A 16,401-nucleotide genomic window follows, 5' to 3' on the forward strand; every position below is an offset into this window, starting at 1 on the left:
AAATGCTTACGCCTGAAGAAAACGAAGTTCTCACCCGAGTGACCGGCGAGGCGCCGATGGCGAAGTTGATGCGCCAGCACTGGACGCCCGTCTGTCTCATCGAGGAAGTGGCCGAACCCGACGGCAAGCCCCTTCGGGTGGAGGCACTCGGTGAAAGCTATGTGGCCTTCCGTGATACTAAGGGTCGGGTGGGACTGCTCGACGAGAAGTGTCCGCACCGGAAGGCCTCACTCGTCTACGGGCGCAACGAAGATTGCGGTTTGCGGTGCCTATACCACGGCTGGAAAATGGATGTTGACGGCAACATCCTGGCAATGTCCTCGGAGCCCGAAGGCAGCCCCTTGAAGGACAAGGTCAAGGCACGCGCCTACCCGGTTAAGGAGTGGGGCGGTTTCGTCTGGGCTTGGCTTGGGGACCCGAAAGAGGTGCCGGAATTCGATCCGCCGGCCTTTGCCCCGACTGAAGACACGCCGGTATCGATCCTGAAAATCCGCGTGCCGGCCAATTGGGCGCAGATTCATGAAGGCCAGATCGACAGCGCGCATTCGTCCAGCCTGCACTCGTCGGACATGAAGCCGGCGAAGGTGGAGAGCGCCGCGTCGGACGACAAGTCCTGGTACCGTCCGTCCACCGACAAGTCGCCCCGCATGCAGACCCAGACGACCAGCTATGGCTTCCACTATGCCGCCATACGCAAACCCATCAAAGATGCAAAAACGCATAACTATCTGCGCATCACCGAGTTCGTGGCGCCTTACTACTCGCTGATTCCGCCGAACAACAACTACAAGGTCGCCAGTGTCATCGTGCCGATCAACGATGACGAAACCGCGTTCCATTTCATTGCGTGGGGCGGCCCGAACGTCCCGAGCACGGAAGAATGGCGGCGCTTTGCCCATGCCGTTCCCGGCACTGATATCGACCACAAGTGGCGGCCCGTCCGAACGCTGGAGAACGACTTTCTGCAGGATCGCGAAGCCATGAAGGAAGGTGACTTCACCGGCGTGAAGGGAATTCCGAACCAGGATATCGTGATGTGGGTCAGCATGGGGTCGCGGGTTCAGCGTCACACCGACGTTCTCGGCGCGTCGGACTTGGCGATCGTGGAGTTCCGCCGCATCATGGTTGATGCTGCCAACAAGGTGGCAGAAGGTGGTAAAGCGATCGGAACCCAGGAGCCGCGCGTGCCCCAGGCGAAAATTGCATCGCATGAGGGCGTCTACCCCAAAACCGTGGACTGGCGAACGCTGGTGGACGCAGAAGAAAAGCTCGATGCGGCGGAATAATCCCAGGCCGGGGCCTTTCGAGCAGGCCAAGAACATAAGATGAGGATCAATCCGGCATAACCATGCTAGATCGCTTTCGGAAAGATGGGCCGCAGACCAAGTCTGCGGCCTACATATTTGCGCTCTTCCCGCCGCTCTTCTGGGCCGGCAATTTCCTCGTGGCCCGGATGCTCCACGAGGAGATTCCTCCGATCCAGATGTCCTTCTGGCGGTGGGTCATCGCGTTCGCGATATTGTTCCCCTTTTCCGCGGGAGCCTTCTGGCAGAACCGTGATCAGATACGGCACGAACTGCCGTTTTTGGCGCTCCTTGGCACTGTCGGTGTGATGATTTTCAGCAGCGCTGTCTATACGGCACTGCAATATACGACCGTGGTCAACGCAGCCCTGATAAACTCGTTGATGCCCGTCGCCACCTTCATCTTCGCACTCATATTCATCGGTGACCGCCTGCGTCCAACCCAGATCGGCGGGGTTGCTGTTTGCATCGTCGGAGCGCTGTTCATTATCACCCGCGGCCACTTGGACACGCTGTTAGCGATCGATTTCAACCGCGGTGATATTTTTGTGCTGATCGGGCTGACATTTTGGGCTCTTTATACGGTGCTGATCCGCTGGCGGCCGACAAAGCTGCCCCCTCTTGCCTTCCTGTCGGCAACAATTCTTTTTGGTCTTGTGGCACACCTGCCACTGCTTGCGATCGAAATCCCCGTCCGAGGCACATTCCAAGTGACGGCCCCCGCCATCATCGCGCTCGTCTATTTTGGCCTGTTCGCCTCATTGCTCGCCTACATTTTTTGGAATCGTGCGGTTTCGGCGCTCGGTCCGGGAACGACGGGGCTGTTCATGTATCTGATGCCCATCTTCAGCACTTTTTTGGCCGTCGTCGCGCTCGGCGAGGCCTTTCGATGGTATCATTTGGTTGGTATATCGTGCATTTTCGTGGGGATAGCGACCGTTACACGGCCCTTTGCCGGCCAGCCCCGCCAACAAACCAACTGAATTGACGTAGGGTTCCCGATTTGAGATCGCGCGTGGCGGAGCAAGGTTGACAATGACAGTGATCGACGAAACAGCCGATTTCGAGATTCTGCCGCTCGAGACAAGCATTGGTTACCAGATCCGGACGACACATCGGCTGTTTCAACGCTATCTGCAAGTCAAGATCGAGCCTTATGGGGTCTCTCTGGGCATGTGGTATTTTCTGCGTGTCCTGTGGGACGAGGATGGCCTCACCCAGCGCGAGCTCTCCCAACGCGTCGGGACGATGGAGCCGACCACGCTGACAGCGATACGCGCCATGGAACGAAGCGGCTTCATCCGGAGAGAGCGGCAAGAGCGCGACCGGCGCAAGATCAATGTCTATTTGACACCGAAGGGTCGGTCGATGCGAACGGAACTTCTTCCGCTTGCCCGCGAGGTTGTCGATGACGCGGCCTGCACGATGGACGAGACAGAGCGCGACGAGCTGCTTCGGTTGCTTGGCCTAATTCAAACCAATTTGGTGCAACGGCTCAACATCGGCTGATCAAGGCCGAGACGACGTCGTCAGCCTTTTCCGCTTTTCGTTGAAGCGCCAAACAGCTCTAACCCTCTGTTTTTCGTGCAATTTCGGACGGAAAACCGGTTCCCACTTTTCCAGAAATTGCTCTAGGTCACATACCCATAAACGCGATTCCCAATCAGCGGCTGTGCTTCCCTTCCTGCAATCGACAGGAGGCTGAGATGGGGCGTTTCGATCTGACGGATTTCGAGTGGTCGGTGATCCAGCCGTTGCTTCCTACGAAGGTGCGCGGGGTGCTGCGCGCCGATGACCGAAAGGTCCTGAACGGCATCTTCTGGCGGTTGCGCACGGGGGCTCCCTGGGCCGACATTCCGGCGCGCTACGGTCCGCACACGACGTGCGTGAACCGCTTCAACCGGTGGCGCAGAGCCGGCTACTGGGCGCGCATTCTCGAAGCCGTATCAGCCGCTTACGATGGTGACGTGCAAATGATTGACTCCTCCTCGATCCGCGTCCACCAGCACGCCGCCAACGGTCAAAAAAAGATGAGCGATCCCGTTGCATGGGGCGTTCGCGCGGCGGCCAGATCACCAAAATCCATGCCCTCGTTGATGCCGAAGGCCGGCCGATCCGCCTCAAGCTGACCGAGGGCCAGGCCCATGACGGACGCTCGGCCTCCGACATGTTCGAGACCGTCGAGGCCGGGCATATCCTGCTCGCCGACCGCGCTTATGACGGCGACACGCTCCGCGCCGCGATGGCAAAGCGCGGCGCATGGGCCAACATCCGAGCCATGCCGAACCGCGTCAAAACCTTCCCGTTCAGCGCATGGGTCTACCGCCAACGCAACGCCGTCGAGCGGTTCTTCAATAAACTCAAACACTTCAGGGCCGCAGCCACCCGATACGATAAGCGCGACGACAATTTCCTCGCTTCCGCCCAGCTCGCTTCGATCCGCATCTGGTTGCGGAGTTATGAGGCGGTCACCTAGTCGAGAGCAAACAAAATGACGCCGATGGTCGCAACCGTCGATGCAACAACGACGCGGATCCCGGGTGGTGGCTCCGACTTAAAAATGTAAGCCGCAACGTAGATACTGAGAAAAACTTCCAAAGATCCGATAATTGCCACAACGGCTACGCCGGTATTAATAAGCGCAAAAAATTGCGCGACCTGGCCAAATGAGATCAGCGCCGCCGCAAGCAGCTGCCATCGGCCCGTGTTGCGGAACACGCCGCAAATGGCGGCGCGAAAGCGGCGGTTAACGGGCATCGCGATGCCGTAGAACAGAAGCCCAGACAAGGCGCCGACGAAGGTACCCAGCGTGGGATCCGGCACGTACATCATGCCGAGCTTACGCGCGACGTACGATGCACCGTAGGACCCCGCCGAAAGCGTCCCAAAGACCTGGCCTCTGTGGGTGGTGGCGACATCGTCACCGCGTATTTCGAATGGGTTGGCCTCGGCCTTGATCGCGATGACCAAGAAGAGGCTCGCCAGGACGACCGCCATCCCGGCCACACCGAGATAACCCACGGTCTCCCCGAGAATGACGAAGGCGAAAACCGCGCCAAAAAGAGGGGTCAAACGTCGAAAAAGACTGGCCTGAATAGCTCCGGCCAATTCGACGGACCGGAATAGAGTGAGGCGCCCCACGACCGTCGAAAGAACCCCGCTCAGCGCAAAATAGACTGCGCCGATCGCCAGCGCCCGGTCGAAGGATCCCAGCGGATTTCCCAGCAAGAGCCAGAGCGTTCCGGCCACGATCAACGTCATGACAACGGAGAGAAATGCGCCGTTGTCACCGCTGGTCTGTCCGGCCCCTTTGGCGATGGACGCGCTGGCGGTCGCAAAACAAAGCGCCGACAGCAACGCAAAGAGCGGCCCGATCAATGAACGAACCGGCCGGGCGAATCCCCTGATTCAAATGGGTGTGGAAGCAAAGATCGCCGCCAGCGCAAACGCCTTTGCGACGCGCTATTGGGGTGACTTGTCGGCAAGACTGGAGCCCTCCTCCGAATGAGAAGTGGTCGACGGCTTTTCCCGTTCGCTGCGCAGACCATATCGATGCCAGACGACCCCCCCGGCGATACAAGCCAAGGCGGCAGCCGAAACAATATAGCCACCGAACAAGACCAGCATGCCGCCGGCAAACAAAAGGAGCCGCGGGCCGCGGCTTACGATCGACCGCAGGTACCCCTCAACGGCCACAGCGATGCAGAAGAGTCCGACGAGCGCACTGCCGACTGCGAACAGGATCTGGCCGACATTGCCCTGGAGCAACAGGCCCGGATAGGCGATAAAGGCAAATGGGATCAGGAAGGCACCAACCGCGATCTTGACGGACTGGGCTGCGATCTTGAGTGGATTCTCATCGGCGATCGCACTCGCGGCATAGGCGGCTACGGCGACGGGTGGTGTCAGGGCGGACATGACCGCATAGTAGAGTATGAACAGATGCCCTGCCATCTGATCGATCCCCAGTTGCTGCATCACCGGCGAGATCAGAACCGCGGCCAGAATGTAGGCGCTGGGTGTGGGCATCCCCATACCGAGCAGTGTCGTCAAAACGGCCGCAATCACCAGAGAGAGGAACAGGTTGGCGCCCGACACGAGAAAAACGAGGGTCGAGAATTTGGACGCCAGGCCGGTCATGGTGATACCTCCGATCACCAATCCCGCAGCCGCACAGGCGCCGGCTACCGCAACCATCCGCACGCTGGTTTCCGACAGAACCTCGTAGATCGCACGGGGTGTGAGGCGCGTGCTCTTTCTCACCATCGACACGGCGAGGACGGCGACGATGCCGTAGACTGCACTGTACGTCGGCGTGTAACCGTCAAGTAGAGCCCAACTGATCACCGCCAACGGAACGACGAACAGCCCCCCTTCCCGCAGAACGTTGGACAGAGGCGGAACCGCCGACCGATCGACACCGGCAAGACCTTCTTTCAGCGCGCGAAAATGCACCTGAAGATAGATCGGAAAATAATAGAGAAGGGCCGGAATGAGCGCCGCGATCGCGATTTGGACATAATCGATCCCGGTGTATTCGGCCATGATGAAGGCCGCAGCGCCCATGACGGGCGGCAACAGGCTCCCCCCCGAAGATGCCGCAACTTCGACCGCGGCGGCAAAAGTCGAGCGATAGCCCATTTGCTTCATCATCGGGATCGTAATACTGCCCGTAGTCACGACGTCTGACGTTGGACTTCCGGAGATGGTCCCGTAGAGGCCCGACGAAACGACCGCAATCTTGGCAGGACCGCCCGGCGAGGAACCGGTCAGATAGGCAGCCAGATCGTAGAAAAACTTCGCGCCGCCACACTTTGCGAGCGCCGTTCCGAACAAGACGAAGAGAAATGCATAGGTGGCGGCCACCCGAAGCGGCACGCCGAACAGGCCATCCGTCGTGAAAACAATGATGTCGAGGAAGTGCGCGTAGGAAATCTCGCCATGGCCAAGCACACCTCCGATGTGATGACCGAAGAGGTTGTAGGCGAGGAAAAGCAACACGATCGTGGTCAACCCCATACCGACCGTTCGACGCATCGCCTCGATCGTCAGCAGAAGAAGCAGCGACGCAAAGGCGATATCATAGGTGCTTAAGGGATCCAGCAGCGTGATGCGGCGAGCGATCGTTTCCGCCTGCGAGACAAAATAGAATCCGCACACCAAAGACAGGGCGGCGGCGACCCAATCGAATAACAGGATGCGCACACGGTCGGAGTTGGCGGATGGTCCGATGAGGAGGAATGTCAACACCAGCATGAGCGCCAGGAACGTCATGGTCAGTGTCAGCGTGTCTTCACGGGAGAAGGCAGCCGCATAGACAACCCACAATGCAGTGAACGCCGCATAGGCCTTGATCACATGGCCGGCCCATCCTTCGGGACTGCGGCGCGTGCCCGTGTCAAAGAAGAATTTCAACATTATTTCCGATCCCGCTCACAAAAACGAAGGCGCGGGAGCACCCCACGCCTTCGCATCCATGTGCTGTTCGCACGATCAATTGCCGGCTTGCTCGTACACCTCTTGCGCCGCCGGATGGTAATCAACGGTGGATGCACCCGCCATCAACTCAACGTCCAATGGTGACATCGCGTTGTGGACACGCCGCAACTCCTCGAAATTCTCGGTCAACGCCGTGGTGATGTCGCGGACCATCTGCTCGTCGGCATCCTTGCGCACGAACAGTTGTGCCGAAACAGTGACGGTGAGGGTATCGTCGTCATTCCATTCATAGGCGTCGGAGGGGATGGTGAATTCTTGAATATCCCACTCGTCGATGACCTTCTGAGCCGTCTCTTTGGTAATCGGAAGCAACGTCACGTCGATCGCCGACGCCAGTTCACGGATCGAGCTGTGATTGACGAAAAGTGAGTTCAGGATCATGTCCACGCGGCGGTCCCGCATGAGGTCGCCCTGCTCGCTGGACGCGGCGTAGGTCACTTGGCCGCCCCAGGACTCGATCTGCTCCGGGCTCGCGCCCACCGCGTTCAGCATCGATTCACCGACCGCACTGACGACATTGCCGCGCCTGTTGAGCGCGATCTGAATGGGCAGCTCTTGCTCGGCGATGTCCTCGAGCTTGGTCAGCCTATGCTCTGCCGCGTAGTCCGCATTCACGATCGCCTGCATCGGTGCCCAGGTGTAGAGCTGAGCAACGGTCGCCATGCTATCGATCACTCCGTTGAAGGGCTCAAGCCCGCCGATGGCCGCCTTGGCTTCCGCGTCGTGAATGATGGCGAGGTCGCAATTTCCCTCGTCGAGCAACTTGACGTTGGCAAGCCCCCCACCCGAAGTCTGATAGGTCACCGTGGAGCCGGGAAACGATGCCTTTACGGCGGCATCGATACCCGCGCCCAACAAGCTCCAAAGACCGCCCGGGCTCGCGCCGCAAAGCGTGAGATTATAGGTTTGAGCCGATGCAGGCTGAATGGCACTTGCGGCGACCATCATCCCGCCAAGAACCATCGCCGAAACGCATTTCTTCATAGATCCCTCCCTGAGATATAATTAGATTACTTAGTAAAGAGCGATAGCGGCCCAAGCCAAGGTTGTCAATCACGGCCCATTTTTCGCTGAAAAGGCGAATATCGCTGCATTTGAGACGCGTCGCGGCTTTCTGGAAAATCGAACAACGGGCGGTCTTGCTGCCGGCATTCGCCAACAGCCGCAGCGCTTCCCGTCATCCTCTCTGAGCGGGCGTACCTCGTCGGAGCGACCTGCCGACGCGCCTGATTCCCATGGCGCGGGCTTTGACCAATTGGATCCGAGGCCGTGCGGACCATCGATGAGGTGAGGCACTCAGCCAAGGTCGGATAGACGAATAATTTCTAAGAAGACTAATGATTGACAGTTGACTCGCTTCGCTCATACGCTCTTCACTAAGCGTACACGTTGCGCGCACAGCGCACATCCATGATCGGACATACCGACGAGATCCGGGGAGCGATTTCGTCGGCTCGTCTAGGCGAGTGCCGCATGGGAAAGGGAGGGACATTTGCCGGTGCCAACAAGCTTACTTGCAGGCATGCGCTTGATCGCGAGCGCGCACGTCGTCGGCAATCCCGTGTCCGACACGTGTTGATCAATCTATGTTTTTCGAACGAGGGGCCGAAAGTTCTCCACCCCTTCGACACCGCGTCCGTGCGACCCGGCACATTTCTTTGCGACCATGAGAGATCCGGTTCTCAAGGGGTTTGAAAGGTCAGCGAACACCGGCCGCCGCCCTGAATCGAATGAACTGATCAGCTATCGGCAAGCATCTTGGAAGAAACGAATAATGGTGCGTTACATGGGAAGCGAGCTCTCGACCGACGATGTGCGTCAGATTCTCGCCCTCGTTGAAAATTCAATCTTCGAGAGTTTCGAGCTGCAGGTCGGAGACTTGCATTTATCGGTGAGCAAGACGGGCGCGGCGAGCGCGCCCACGCAACCTGCCAGCGTTGCGCCGGCATCAACCCCGACTCCTGCGCCCTCCGCCGTGGAGACCGCGCCTGCACCGGTCCGAACACCTGGACCAGCGTCGTCATCGGACACCGATGTCAACAGCGGCAACGAGGCCGGTCTCGTCGAGATCAAAGCCCCGATCGTCGGACTCTTCTACGTCGCCCCCGAACCCGGCGCAAAACCCTTTATCGAAGAGGGTGACGACATCGATGCGGACACCACGGTCGGCCTGGTCGAAGTCATGAAGGTGTTCAATGGCGTCAAAGCGGGCGTTGCCGGGACCGTCGTCAAGCGGCTGGTCGATGACTCCGCCTTTGTCGAGCACGGCCAGGCCCTATTTCTCGTTCGAGAGAAGACATGAGGACGATGCTGAATCGCGTCTTTGTGGCTAACAGAGGCGAGATCGCCGTCCGGATCGTTAAAGCGTGCCATTCGCTCGGTATCGAAGCTGTCGTCGGCTTTTCCGAGCCCGATCGGGGCAGTCTTGCCGCTCAGATTGCCGACCGTGCGGTGTGCATCGGTCCTGGCCCCACCGCTGCCAGCTACCTGAGCCAGGGGCGGTTGATCTCGGCCGCACTCGGCACCGGGTGCGACGCGCTCCATCCGGGCTACGGCTTCCTTGCGGAAAATGCCTCTTTCGCCGAGCTATGCGGAGACAACGACCTGACGTTCGTCGGCCCCACGCCGGAGAACGTCAAATCGATGGGCAACAAGCTCGAAGCGCGCCGTCTGGCGCAAGCCTATGATATTCCGCTGGCGGCCGGCTCGGTGCGGATCAACGACTTCTCGCATGCCGAAGCGATTGCTGACGATATCGGAATGCCGCTGCTGTTCAAGGCGGCCGCCGGAGGCGGAGGACGCGGAATCCGCATCGTCAGAGACCGAGCCGAATTGCGCGGAGCCTTCGAGCAGGCCGCGGCAGAGGCCCAAGCGGCCTTTGGCGATCGCGCGCTCTTCATGGAGCGATATATCGAGAACGCTCGCCACGTCGAAGTGCAGATCCTCGCCGACATTCAAGGCAACGTCGTTCATCTGGCAGAGCGCGATTGCTCGCTCCAGCGCCGCTATCAGAAAATGGTGGAGGAAGCGCCCTCGGTCGGTCTCGCCGACGACCTGCGCGCCGAAATTCATGCGGCGGCCGTCCGACTGACGCAGAAGATCGGATATGTGAGCGCGGGAACGGTCGAATTCATCGTCGATCTCGATCGCGGCTCTTTCTATTTCCTTGAGATGAACACCCGGATTCAGGTTGAGCATCCGGTGACGGAAATGCTGACCGGCGTCGACATCGTGGCGGAGCAACTTCGCATCGCCGCGGGCCTGCCACTGTCGGTAAAGCAGGAGGATGTGGCGCTCGGCGGGCACGTCATCGAATGCCGCATCAATGCCGAAGCCCCGGCCCGCGGTTTCAACCCCTCGCCCGGGCGCGTCATGCGCTGGCGGCCACCGACCGGGGATCATATCCGGCTCGACACCCATGCGTTCGAAGGCTGGGTGATTTCCCCCTATTACGACTCTCTTCTGGGGAAGCTCATCGTCCGCGGCCAAGACCGGCCGGCTGCCGTGGAACGCATGAGCGAAGCCCTTGCGACTTTCGAGATCGAAGGGCCGGAAACCACCCTCCCCTTCCTCAGCTATGTCTTCGACAAGCCGGACTTTCGGGAGGGGCATTTCAATACACGGTGGCTCGAGGCGATCGCGCCCGGTTTTGCCGCCGATGCGGCATGACCAGGGGAGGAAACCAATGTCGAAAAGCCTTTCGATCATAGACACGACATTGCGGGACGGCCAACAGAGCCTCTGGGCCATGAATATGCGCACCGGCACGATGCTGGCCGCACTCGACCGGCTGGACCGGGCCGGCTTCGAGGCGATGGAGTTCTACGTGCCGGTTGTGCAGATCAAGAAGATGATCCGCGACCTGGGCGAGGACCCGTTTCAGTGGCTGCGTCTGGGCACACAAAAGACGTCACAGACACCGTTGCGCCTTCACGCCGGATATCGCAGCGGCCTTGGGAAAATTCCCGAATCCGTCGCCAAGCTGCTCGTCAAGCTCGTTATCGACACCGGCATCTCCGTCGCCAGGGTATCCGATCCCTGGAACGACTTCGACGGCATGCGTGAGGAGCACGACGAGCTTCGAAAGATGGGCATGGAGTCCGTCGTCAACCTCATCTACTCGGTTTCGCCACGCCATACCGATGAGTATTTCATCGCGCGGGTGCGTAAGGCGGCAGCGCTCAAGCCCTACCGGCTGTGTTTGAAGGACGTCGGCGGACTCCTGACGCCGGACCGCATCGATACGCTCTTGCCGCAAATCAAGGAAGCTGCCGGCGGCATTCCGATCGAATTCCATTGCCACTGCAACAACGGGCTAGGCCCCTACAATGTGGTCAAGGTTTTGCAGCACGGGCTAACGCACGTGCACTCAGCTCTCCCGCCCCTCGCGAATGGCTCCTCCCAGCCATCCGTCTTCAATGTCGTCGCGAATGCCCGCGAACTGGGCTTTGATCCAGGGATCGACGAAGCCCCCCTGCGCGAAGCATCCGAGTTCTTGACCGGTGTGGCAGACCGCGACGGTTTCTCGATCGGGCATCCGGTCGAGTACGAGGAGCACCTTTACAGCCACCAGGTCCCCGGCGGCATGATTTCCAACCTGTATTACCAGCTGGCCAAGGTAAAACAGGAACACCGACTCCCCGAGGTTCTCGAGGAGGCCGCCAATGTTCGCCGCGATTTCGGCTATCCGATCATGGTCACACCGCTATCCCAATTTGTCGGGACTCAAGCGGCGGTCAACGTCATGACCGGATCCCGCTACGGCCAGGTGACGGACGAAACCATTCAATACGCGCTGGGGCACTGGGGTCGCGAAGCATTGGAGCATATGGACGCCGATGCCCGGGACCGCATTCTCGACCGCGCACGCGCCAAGGAATTGGCTGCCGTGGAGTACGCCCAGCCGAGCCTGGACGAAGTCCGTCGGCACTATGGCGAGAGCCTGAGCGACGAGGATCTTATCCTGCGCGTCTATGTCGATGAAGAAGCGCCAAAAATCGCGCGAAACGCGCCTGAGCCGAAAGAGGAAGCGCTCGCCGGCAATTCGCTTGTCGAGTTGGTCCGCAATCTGACGAGCATCCGCGACAAAGCAACTGTCACGTTCGTCAAAGGAAACACGCGCATAGCCCTTGCCCGCAACAGGGCATAAGGCGCCGGGCTGTTCGCGGAACAAAGAGAGTGACGGTGTCACGAATTTCATGAGGAGGAGGAAACCACGATGAAGACTCTGATGTCCGGGTTACTGCTGTCCACGGCCATTCTGGTGGCACAGCCGGCTCTGGCCGAAGACTTTCGGGTGCTCAGCAGTTGGGACACGACCTACGCACCCGTTCCCCGCGTGCTGGATCCCTTTCTCGAGCGGCTTTCGGAGGAATCCAACGGCGAGATCACGACATCTCGCTCGGGTCCGGAGACCATTCCACCGTTCGAGCAGCTGGATCCCGTCTCGCGTGGCCTGTTCGACATGCTGTTCACGAACGGCGCTTACCACGCCAACCAGACCGCTGCCGGTATGACATTCGATGCCGTCAGCGCCACACCGGCCGAAGTGCACGAGTCCGGCATGTGGGACTATATCGATGAGCGCTATCAGGAACTCGGGCTGAAGCTGATCGCCGTTCTCTATGACATGAACGGGTATAACATCATTCTGCGCGAGCCCGTCACAGACAACGCCCTTGAAGGCCGGCGTGTCCGCGGCACCCCGATCTACCATCCGCTCATCGAAGAACTCGGAGGCTCGCCGGTCGTGCTGCCGGGCAACGAGATCTATTCCGCGCTTGAGCGCGGCGTTGTGGATGGCGCAGCCTGGCCGACCGTTGGCGCCGCAGGCTTCCGCTGGTTTGAAGTCGCGGACTATCTGATGCGGCCGACATTCGGGCAGGTCGGACATCCCGTCTTCATGAATCTCGAACGTTGGAATTCGCTGGACGACGAGACCAAGGAGCTCATCACGCGGGTTGCGCGGGAGTTCGAGGACGAAGCGATTGAGCTCTTCGACGCTGTCGTCGCGGAAGAAGAAGAGACGCTTGCGGCGGAAGGCATGTCGGTTACCGAGCTCAGCGATGAGTACAGCTCGGTCATCGGAAGTACCTGGTACGACGGGGCCATGAACCTGGCGGCCGGACTAAGCCCCGACGCGGTCGCCGAAATCAGAAAGATCGCAGAGGACGCCGGCCTCAACGACGGGCAATAGCGAAGGATGTGGGACGGACCGCGATGGCGCTCCGTCCCACTCCTGTCGAAGAGGTTCATCCATGTCGAACGCTGTCTCTTCTCTCAGGCCCCTCCTGCGCGTTCAGGATGCGGTATCCATTGCGGGTCAAGGGCTTGGTGCGATCGCTTTGGCGGCGATCGTGGTGATCTATGCCTATGAGATCATCATGCGCTATTTCATCGGCACCCCGACGGTCTGGGCGAGTGATTTCGTCTCGTTTCTTCTTCTGATCTCGGTCTTCGCGGTCTTGCCCTGGCTCACCCGTGACGGAGGCAATGTCGCTGTAACGCTTCTGCCGGACTATCTCCCGCCAGCTCTCGGCGACAAGCTCCTGCGCTTCGGCTTTTTCATTAGCGGTCTCGCCTGTCTGTACGTCGCCTACATCGGACTTGAAGAGACGCTTCGGCTTTTCGAGCGCAACACCATGACGCTGACAACCGTTCGCGTGCCGCGATGGCCGATGCTGGCCCTTATCACCTTAAGCATGCTCAACGCCGGTCTTTACTTTTTCCGTCTGACCTTCCGTCACGCGACCAACGCAGCGGGGACCGGCCGTGCTTGAAGGCATTCCCGCCATTGTCGTCGGTGTAGGGCTTCTGCTCGGACTGATGCTTCTCGGACTCCCCGTCTTCATTGCGTTTTTGACGGTCAACCTGCTCGCTGTCGGCTTGATGCTTGGCCCGTCGGGCTACGGCATGTTCATCGCCAGCATGTTCGACACGACCACGACGAACTCGCTCGTGACGATTCCGATGTTCATCCTGATGGGTGAAATCCTGTTCCGCTCGAACGCGGTCGACGTGCTGTTTCATTCCATCGACACCATCGTCGGCAAAGTGCGCGGCCGGCAATACGTCCTGACCGTGTTGCTCGCCACGATTTTCAGTACGCTGTCCGGTGCCGCGATGGGCGTCGCCGCCATGCTCAGTCGATCGTTGCTGCCGACCATGGTGGCGCGCGGCTACGATTCCAAACTGGCCATCGGCAACATCCTGGCGGGCGCCAGCCTCGCGCCGCTGATTCCGCCCAGCATTCTGGCGATCATCGTGGGGATGCTGGCCGGTGTTTCGATATCCGGGTTGCTGATCGCGGGCATCCTACCGGGCCTCATGTTCGCCGTCCTTTTCCTTGGCTACACGTTTATTAGGGTGCGGCTCGATCCGTCATTGGCCCCTTCAGACGAAGGCATCCGCAAGGAGCCCTCAGTCGGCGAGGTCGTGATGGCGCTCGTCCAACTCATTCCGTTCTCGATCGTCATCATCAGCGTTATCGGCCTCATCCTCATGGGCATCGCAACGCCGACCGAGGCGGGTGCCATGGGCGTTCTCGGCGCCCTCGTCACCGCGGCGATCTATCGACGATTCAGCCTGTCCCTGATCAAGGACTCGACCATCTCTTCGGCCAGGATCGCCGCGATGATCCTCATCATCATGGCCACCTCGAAGCTCTTCTCTCAACTTCTCGCCTTTACCGGCGGCGCAACGGCACTGACCCAGCTCGTTGCCGGGCTGGATGTCGCGCCATGGCTGATGATCTTCCTGTTGATGGCATTGCCGTTCATCCTATGCATGTTCATCGACCAGATCGCGCTGATGCTCATCGTCGTGCCGATCTACATACCGATTCTGAACAATATCGGGGTGGATCCGCTCTGGTTCTGGTTGTTGTTTCTCATCAACATCACCGTCGGCGGCATGACACCGCCGTTTGGCTATACCCTCTTCGCCCTCAAAAGCGGCTGGGAGGACGGGCGACTGGCCGAGGTGTTCTCCGCCGCATGGCCCTTTGTCTTCATCTTCATTCTCGGGATGGTCCTGCTCGCGATTTTCCCGGGAATCGTAACCTTTCTTCCAAGCCTGATTTGAGGGGACACTCAATGAACGCATCGCCGAAAAGAGGCGCCGTCATCGTGACCGGTGCGGGACAGGGCCTCGGTCAGGCCTTTGCCGTACGGCTGGCAGCAGAGCACTATCCCGTCGTCGTTGCCGACATCGCATCCGACAAAGCTGACGCTGTCGCCAAAGCCATTGCGGCGCAGGGCCACGAGGCGGCCGCCATTGGGGTCGACGTCACCGACGAAGGCTCGGCGGGCCGGATGGTGGAGCTCGCGCTCGATCGGTTCGGTGCAATCGAGGGTCTCGTCAACAATGCCTCGATCTTCTCCACGCTGAAGATGCGGCCGTTTTTCGAGATCCCGCTGGACGAGTGGCGGAGCGTCGTCGACGTCAACATGACCGGGGTTTTCATCTGCTCCAAGGCCGCGGCCGGTCCTATGCGCGAACGCGAGCAGGGGCGCATTATCAATATCGCTTCGTCCGTCGTGCCGATGGGACGTCAGGACTACCTGCACTATGTCGGTTCAAAAGGCGGCGTTGTCGGGATGACGCGCGCGATGGCCCGAGAGCTCGGCCCCTGGAACATCACGGTCAACGCCGTCTTGCCCGGCGCGACCGAAACCGGCATCGAACGCGCCACCGTGACGTCGGCTCAGCGCGAAGCGCTGATTGCCATGCGCTCGCTGAAGCGGGCTCAGGTACCAGACGACCTCGCCGGCGTCGTGTCTTTCCTGATGTCGGAGGACAGCCGGTTCATGACGGGCCAGAACCTGATCGTCGACGGCGGCGCCGTTTTCAACTGACAGGAGGGCCACCTCATGAGCAAACCCACCACAGACAGCGATACCGCTTCGACATGGGGGCGGCGGCTCGGTTTCGGCGCGAGGCCGCTCCTGCTGGTGATCGACGTCACGCGGGCGTTCACCGAAGAGCACCGACCACTGGCTACAGGGTCAAGCGAACTGATTGCTCAAATCAACCGCATCACCGGGGCGGCGCGGACGGCGGATATCCCCATCATCTTCACGGTCGTCGCCTATGACGATCCCGATTTCTCGGACGCGGGGCTGTGGGCGAAGAAAATCGGGACCCATCCGGACCTGCTTGCCGGATCGGACGGTGTTGAACTCGATCCGCGCCTGAGCCGCGAGAACAAAGAAGCGGTACTCGTGAAGAAGTACGCATCCTGCTTTTTCGGCACCGATCTTTCCAGCCGCTTGAACGCGTCCGCGCGCGACACGCTGATCATCGTTGGAATGACGACGAGCGGCTGCGTGCGCGCGACTGCCGTCGATGCCATTCAATCCGGTTTCCGTCCGATCATCGCGCGCGATGCCGTCGGGGACCGCTGGAAAGATGCCCATGATCAGGCATTGTATGATCTGAATGCGAAATATGCCGATGTGATCGAGACGGAAGAGATACTGGACTATTTCGGGCGCATCGACGCACAGGCCTCATGAGCCGCGCGCCTTAAGGGCCAATTTTGACCCTACACCTTAATGACTGTCGCTGAATTGCGAGCGCGCTTAGACGGCCACGCGGA

The 16,401-nt window shown here is 59.9% G+C and carries 15 protein-coding genes; 12 read left to right on the forward strand and 3 right to left on the reverse strand.

Annotated features, from left to right (window positions below; all coding sequences use genetic code 11):
• Positions 1 to 2 precede the first annotated feature (2 nt).
• The 4 genes from HNS03_RS00130 to HNS03_RS00145 all read left to right on the forward strand — a co-directional run bounded on the left by HNS03_RS00130 (position 3) and on the right by HNS03_RS00145 (position 3,780).
• Positions 3 to 1,286 (forward strand): Rieske 2Fe-2S domain-containing protein, encoded by a 1,284-nt coding sequence (locus HNS03_RS00130; protein WP_367192157.1) that lies wholly within the window; start codon positions 3 to 5, stop codon positions 1,284 to 1,286.
• Between the two features lie 62 nt (positions 1,287 to 1,348).
• Positions 1,349 to 2,287 (forward strand): DMT family transporter, encoded by a 939-nt coding sequence (locus HNS03_RS00135; RefSeq protein ID WP_367192158.1) that lies wholly within the window; start codon positions 1,349 to 1,351, stop codon positions 2,285 to 2,287.
• A gap of 52 nt (positions 2,288 to 2,339) precedes the next feature.
• On the forward strand, positions 2,340 to 2,813 hold the full coding sequence (locus HNS03_RS00140; RefSeq protein WP_367192159.1) for a MarR family winged helix-turn-helix transcriptional regulator: 474 nt from the start codon (positions 2,340 to 2,342) through the stop codon (positions 2,811 to 2,813).
• A gap of 197 nt (positions 2,814 to 3,010) precedes the next feature.
• Positions 3,011 to 3,780 (forward strand): IS5 family transposase gene (locus HNS03_RS00145; protein WP_367192161.1). Its coding sequence is split into 2 segments (ribosomal slippage): positions 3,011 to 3,322 and positions 3,325 to 3,780, totalling 768 coding nucleotides; the frame shifts between segments, so codons are not numbered across the junction.
• Here the strand turns inward: HNS03_RS00145 and HNS03_RS00150 are convergent.
• The 3 genes from HNS03_RS00150 to HNS03_RS00160 all read right to left on the reverse strand — a co-directional run bounded on the left by HNS03_RS00150 (position 3,777) and on the right by HNS03_RS00160 (position 7,787).
• Entirely contained in the window at positions 3,777 to 4,682 is a 906-nt protein-coding gene (locus HNS03_RS00150; RefSeq protein WP_367192162.1) for an EamA family transporter, read from the reverse strand. The two genes, HNS03_RS00145 and HNS03_RS00150, sit on opposite strands and share 4 nt — an antisense overlap.
• 84 nt (positions 4,683 to 4,766) lie before the next feature.
• Positions 4,767 to 6,719, reverse strand: coding sequence for a TRAP transporter permease (locus tag HNS03_RS00155; RefSeq protein WP_367192164.1), 1,953 nt, complete (start codon positions 6,717 to 6,719; stop codon positions 4,767 to 4,769).
• A gap of 78 nt (positions 6,720 to 6,797) precedes the next feature.
• Entirely contained in the window at positions 6,798 to 7,787 is a 990-nt protein-coding gene (locus HNS03_RS00160; protein ID WP_367192165.1) for a TAXI family TRAP transporter solute-binding subunit, read from the reverse strand.
• A gap of 790 nt (positions 7,788 to 8,577) precedes the next feature.
• On the opposite strand from HNS03_RS00160, the gene HNS03_RS00165 reads away from it, so the two are divergent.
• The 8 genes from HNS03_RS00165 to HNS03_RS00200 all read left to right on the forward strand — a co-directional run bounded on the left by HNS03_RS00165 (position 8,578) and on the right by HNS03_RS00200 (position 16,318).
• The gene (locus HNS03_RS00165) at positions 8,578 to 9,105 is read left to right on the forward strand and encodes an acetyl-CoA carboxylase biotin carboxyl carrier protein subunit (protein WP_367192167.1); all 528 of its coding nucleotides are present in this window, start codon (positions 8,578 to 8,580) and stop codon (positions 9,103 to 9,105) included.
• Complete coding sequence (locus HNS03_RS00170; RefSeq protein ID WP_367192169.1) at positions 9,102 to 10,472, forward strand: acetyl/propionyl/methylcrotonyl-CoA carboxylase subunit alpha; 1,371 nt, start codon at positions 9,102 to 9,104, stop codon at positions 10,470 to 10,472. The genes HNS03_RS00165 and HNS03_RS00170 overlap by 4 nt, the downstream gene beginning before the upstream one ends.
• Before the next feature lie 16 nt (positions 10,473 to 10,488).
• Positions 10,489 to 11,952, forward strand: coding sequence for a hypothetical protein (locus HNS03_RS00175; protein WP_367192171.1), 1,464 nt, complete (start codon positions 10,489 to 10,491; stop codon positions 11,950 to 11,952).
• A gap of 69 nt (positions 11,953 to 12,021) precedes the next feature.
• Entirely contained in the window at positions 12,022 to 12,999 is a 978-nt protein-coding gene (gene dctP, locus HNS03_RS00180; protein WP_367192172.1) for a TRAP transporter substrate-binding protein DctP, read from the forward strand.
• A gap of 61 nt (positions 13,000 to 13,060) precedes the next feature.
• A complete protein-coding gene (locus HNS03_RS00185; RefSeq protein ID WP_367192173.1) occupies positions 13,061 to 13,582 on the forward strand; it encodes a TRAP transporter small permease in 522 nt (173 codons plus the stop codon).
• Entirely contained in the window at positions 13,575 to 14,885 is a 1,311-nt protein-coding gene (locus HNS03_RS00190; RefSeq protein WP_367192174.1) for a TRAP transporter large permease subunit, read from the forward strand. Before HNS03_RS00185 ends, HNS03_RS00190 begins: the two co-directional genes overlap by 8 nt.
• An 11-nt stretch (positions 14,886 to 14,896) precedes the next feature.
• On the forward strand, positions 14,897 to 15,658 hold the full coding sequence (locus tag HNS03_RS00195; RefSeq protein ID WP_367192175.1) for an SDR family NAD(P)-dependent oxidoreductase: 762 nt from the start codon (positions 14,897 to 14,899) through the stop codon (positions 15,656 to 15,658).
• A 15-nt stretch (positions 15,659 to 15,673) separates the two neighbouring features.
• Entirely contained in the window at positions 15,674 to 16,318 is a 645-nt protein-coding gene (locus HNS03_RS00200) for an isochorismatase family protein (protein WP_367192177.1), read from the forward strand.
• The last annotated feature ends 83 nt before the right edge of the window (positions 16,319 to 16,401 follow it).

Origin of the sequence: Amorphus sp. 3PC139-8 (genome assembly GCF_040750475.1) — a bacterium.
Lineage (GTDB): Bacteria > Pseudomonadota > Alphaproteobacteria > Rhizobiales > Amorphaceae > Amorphus.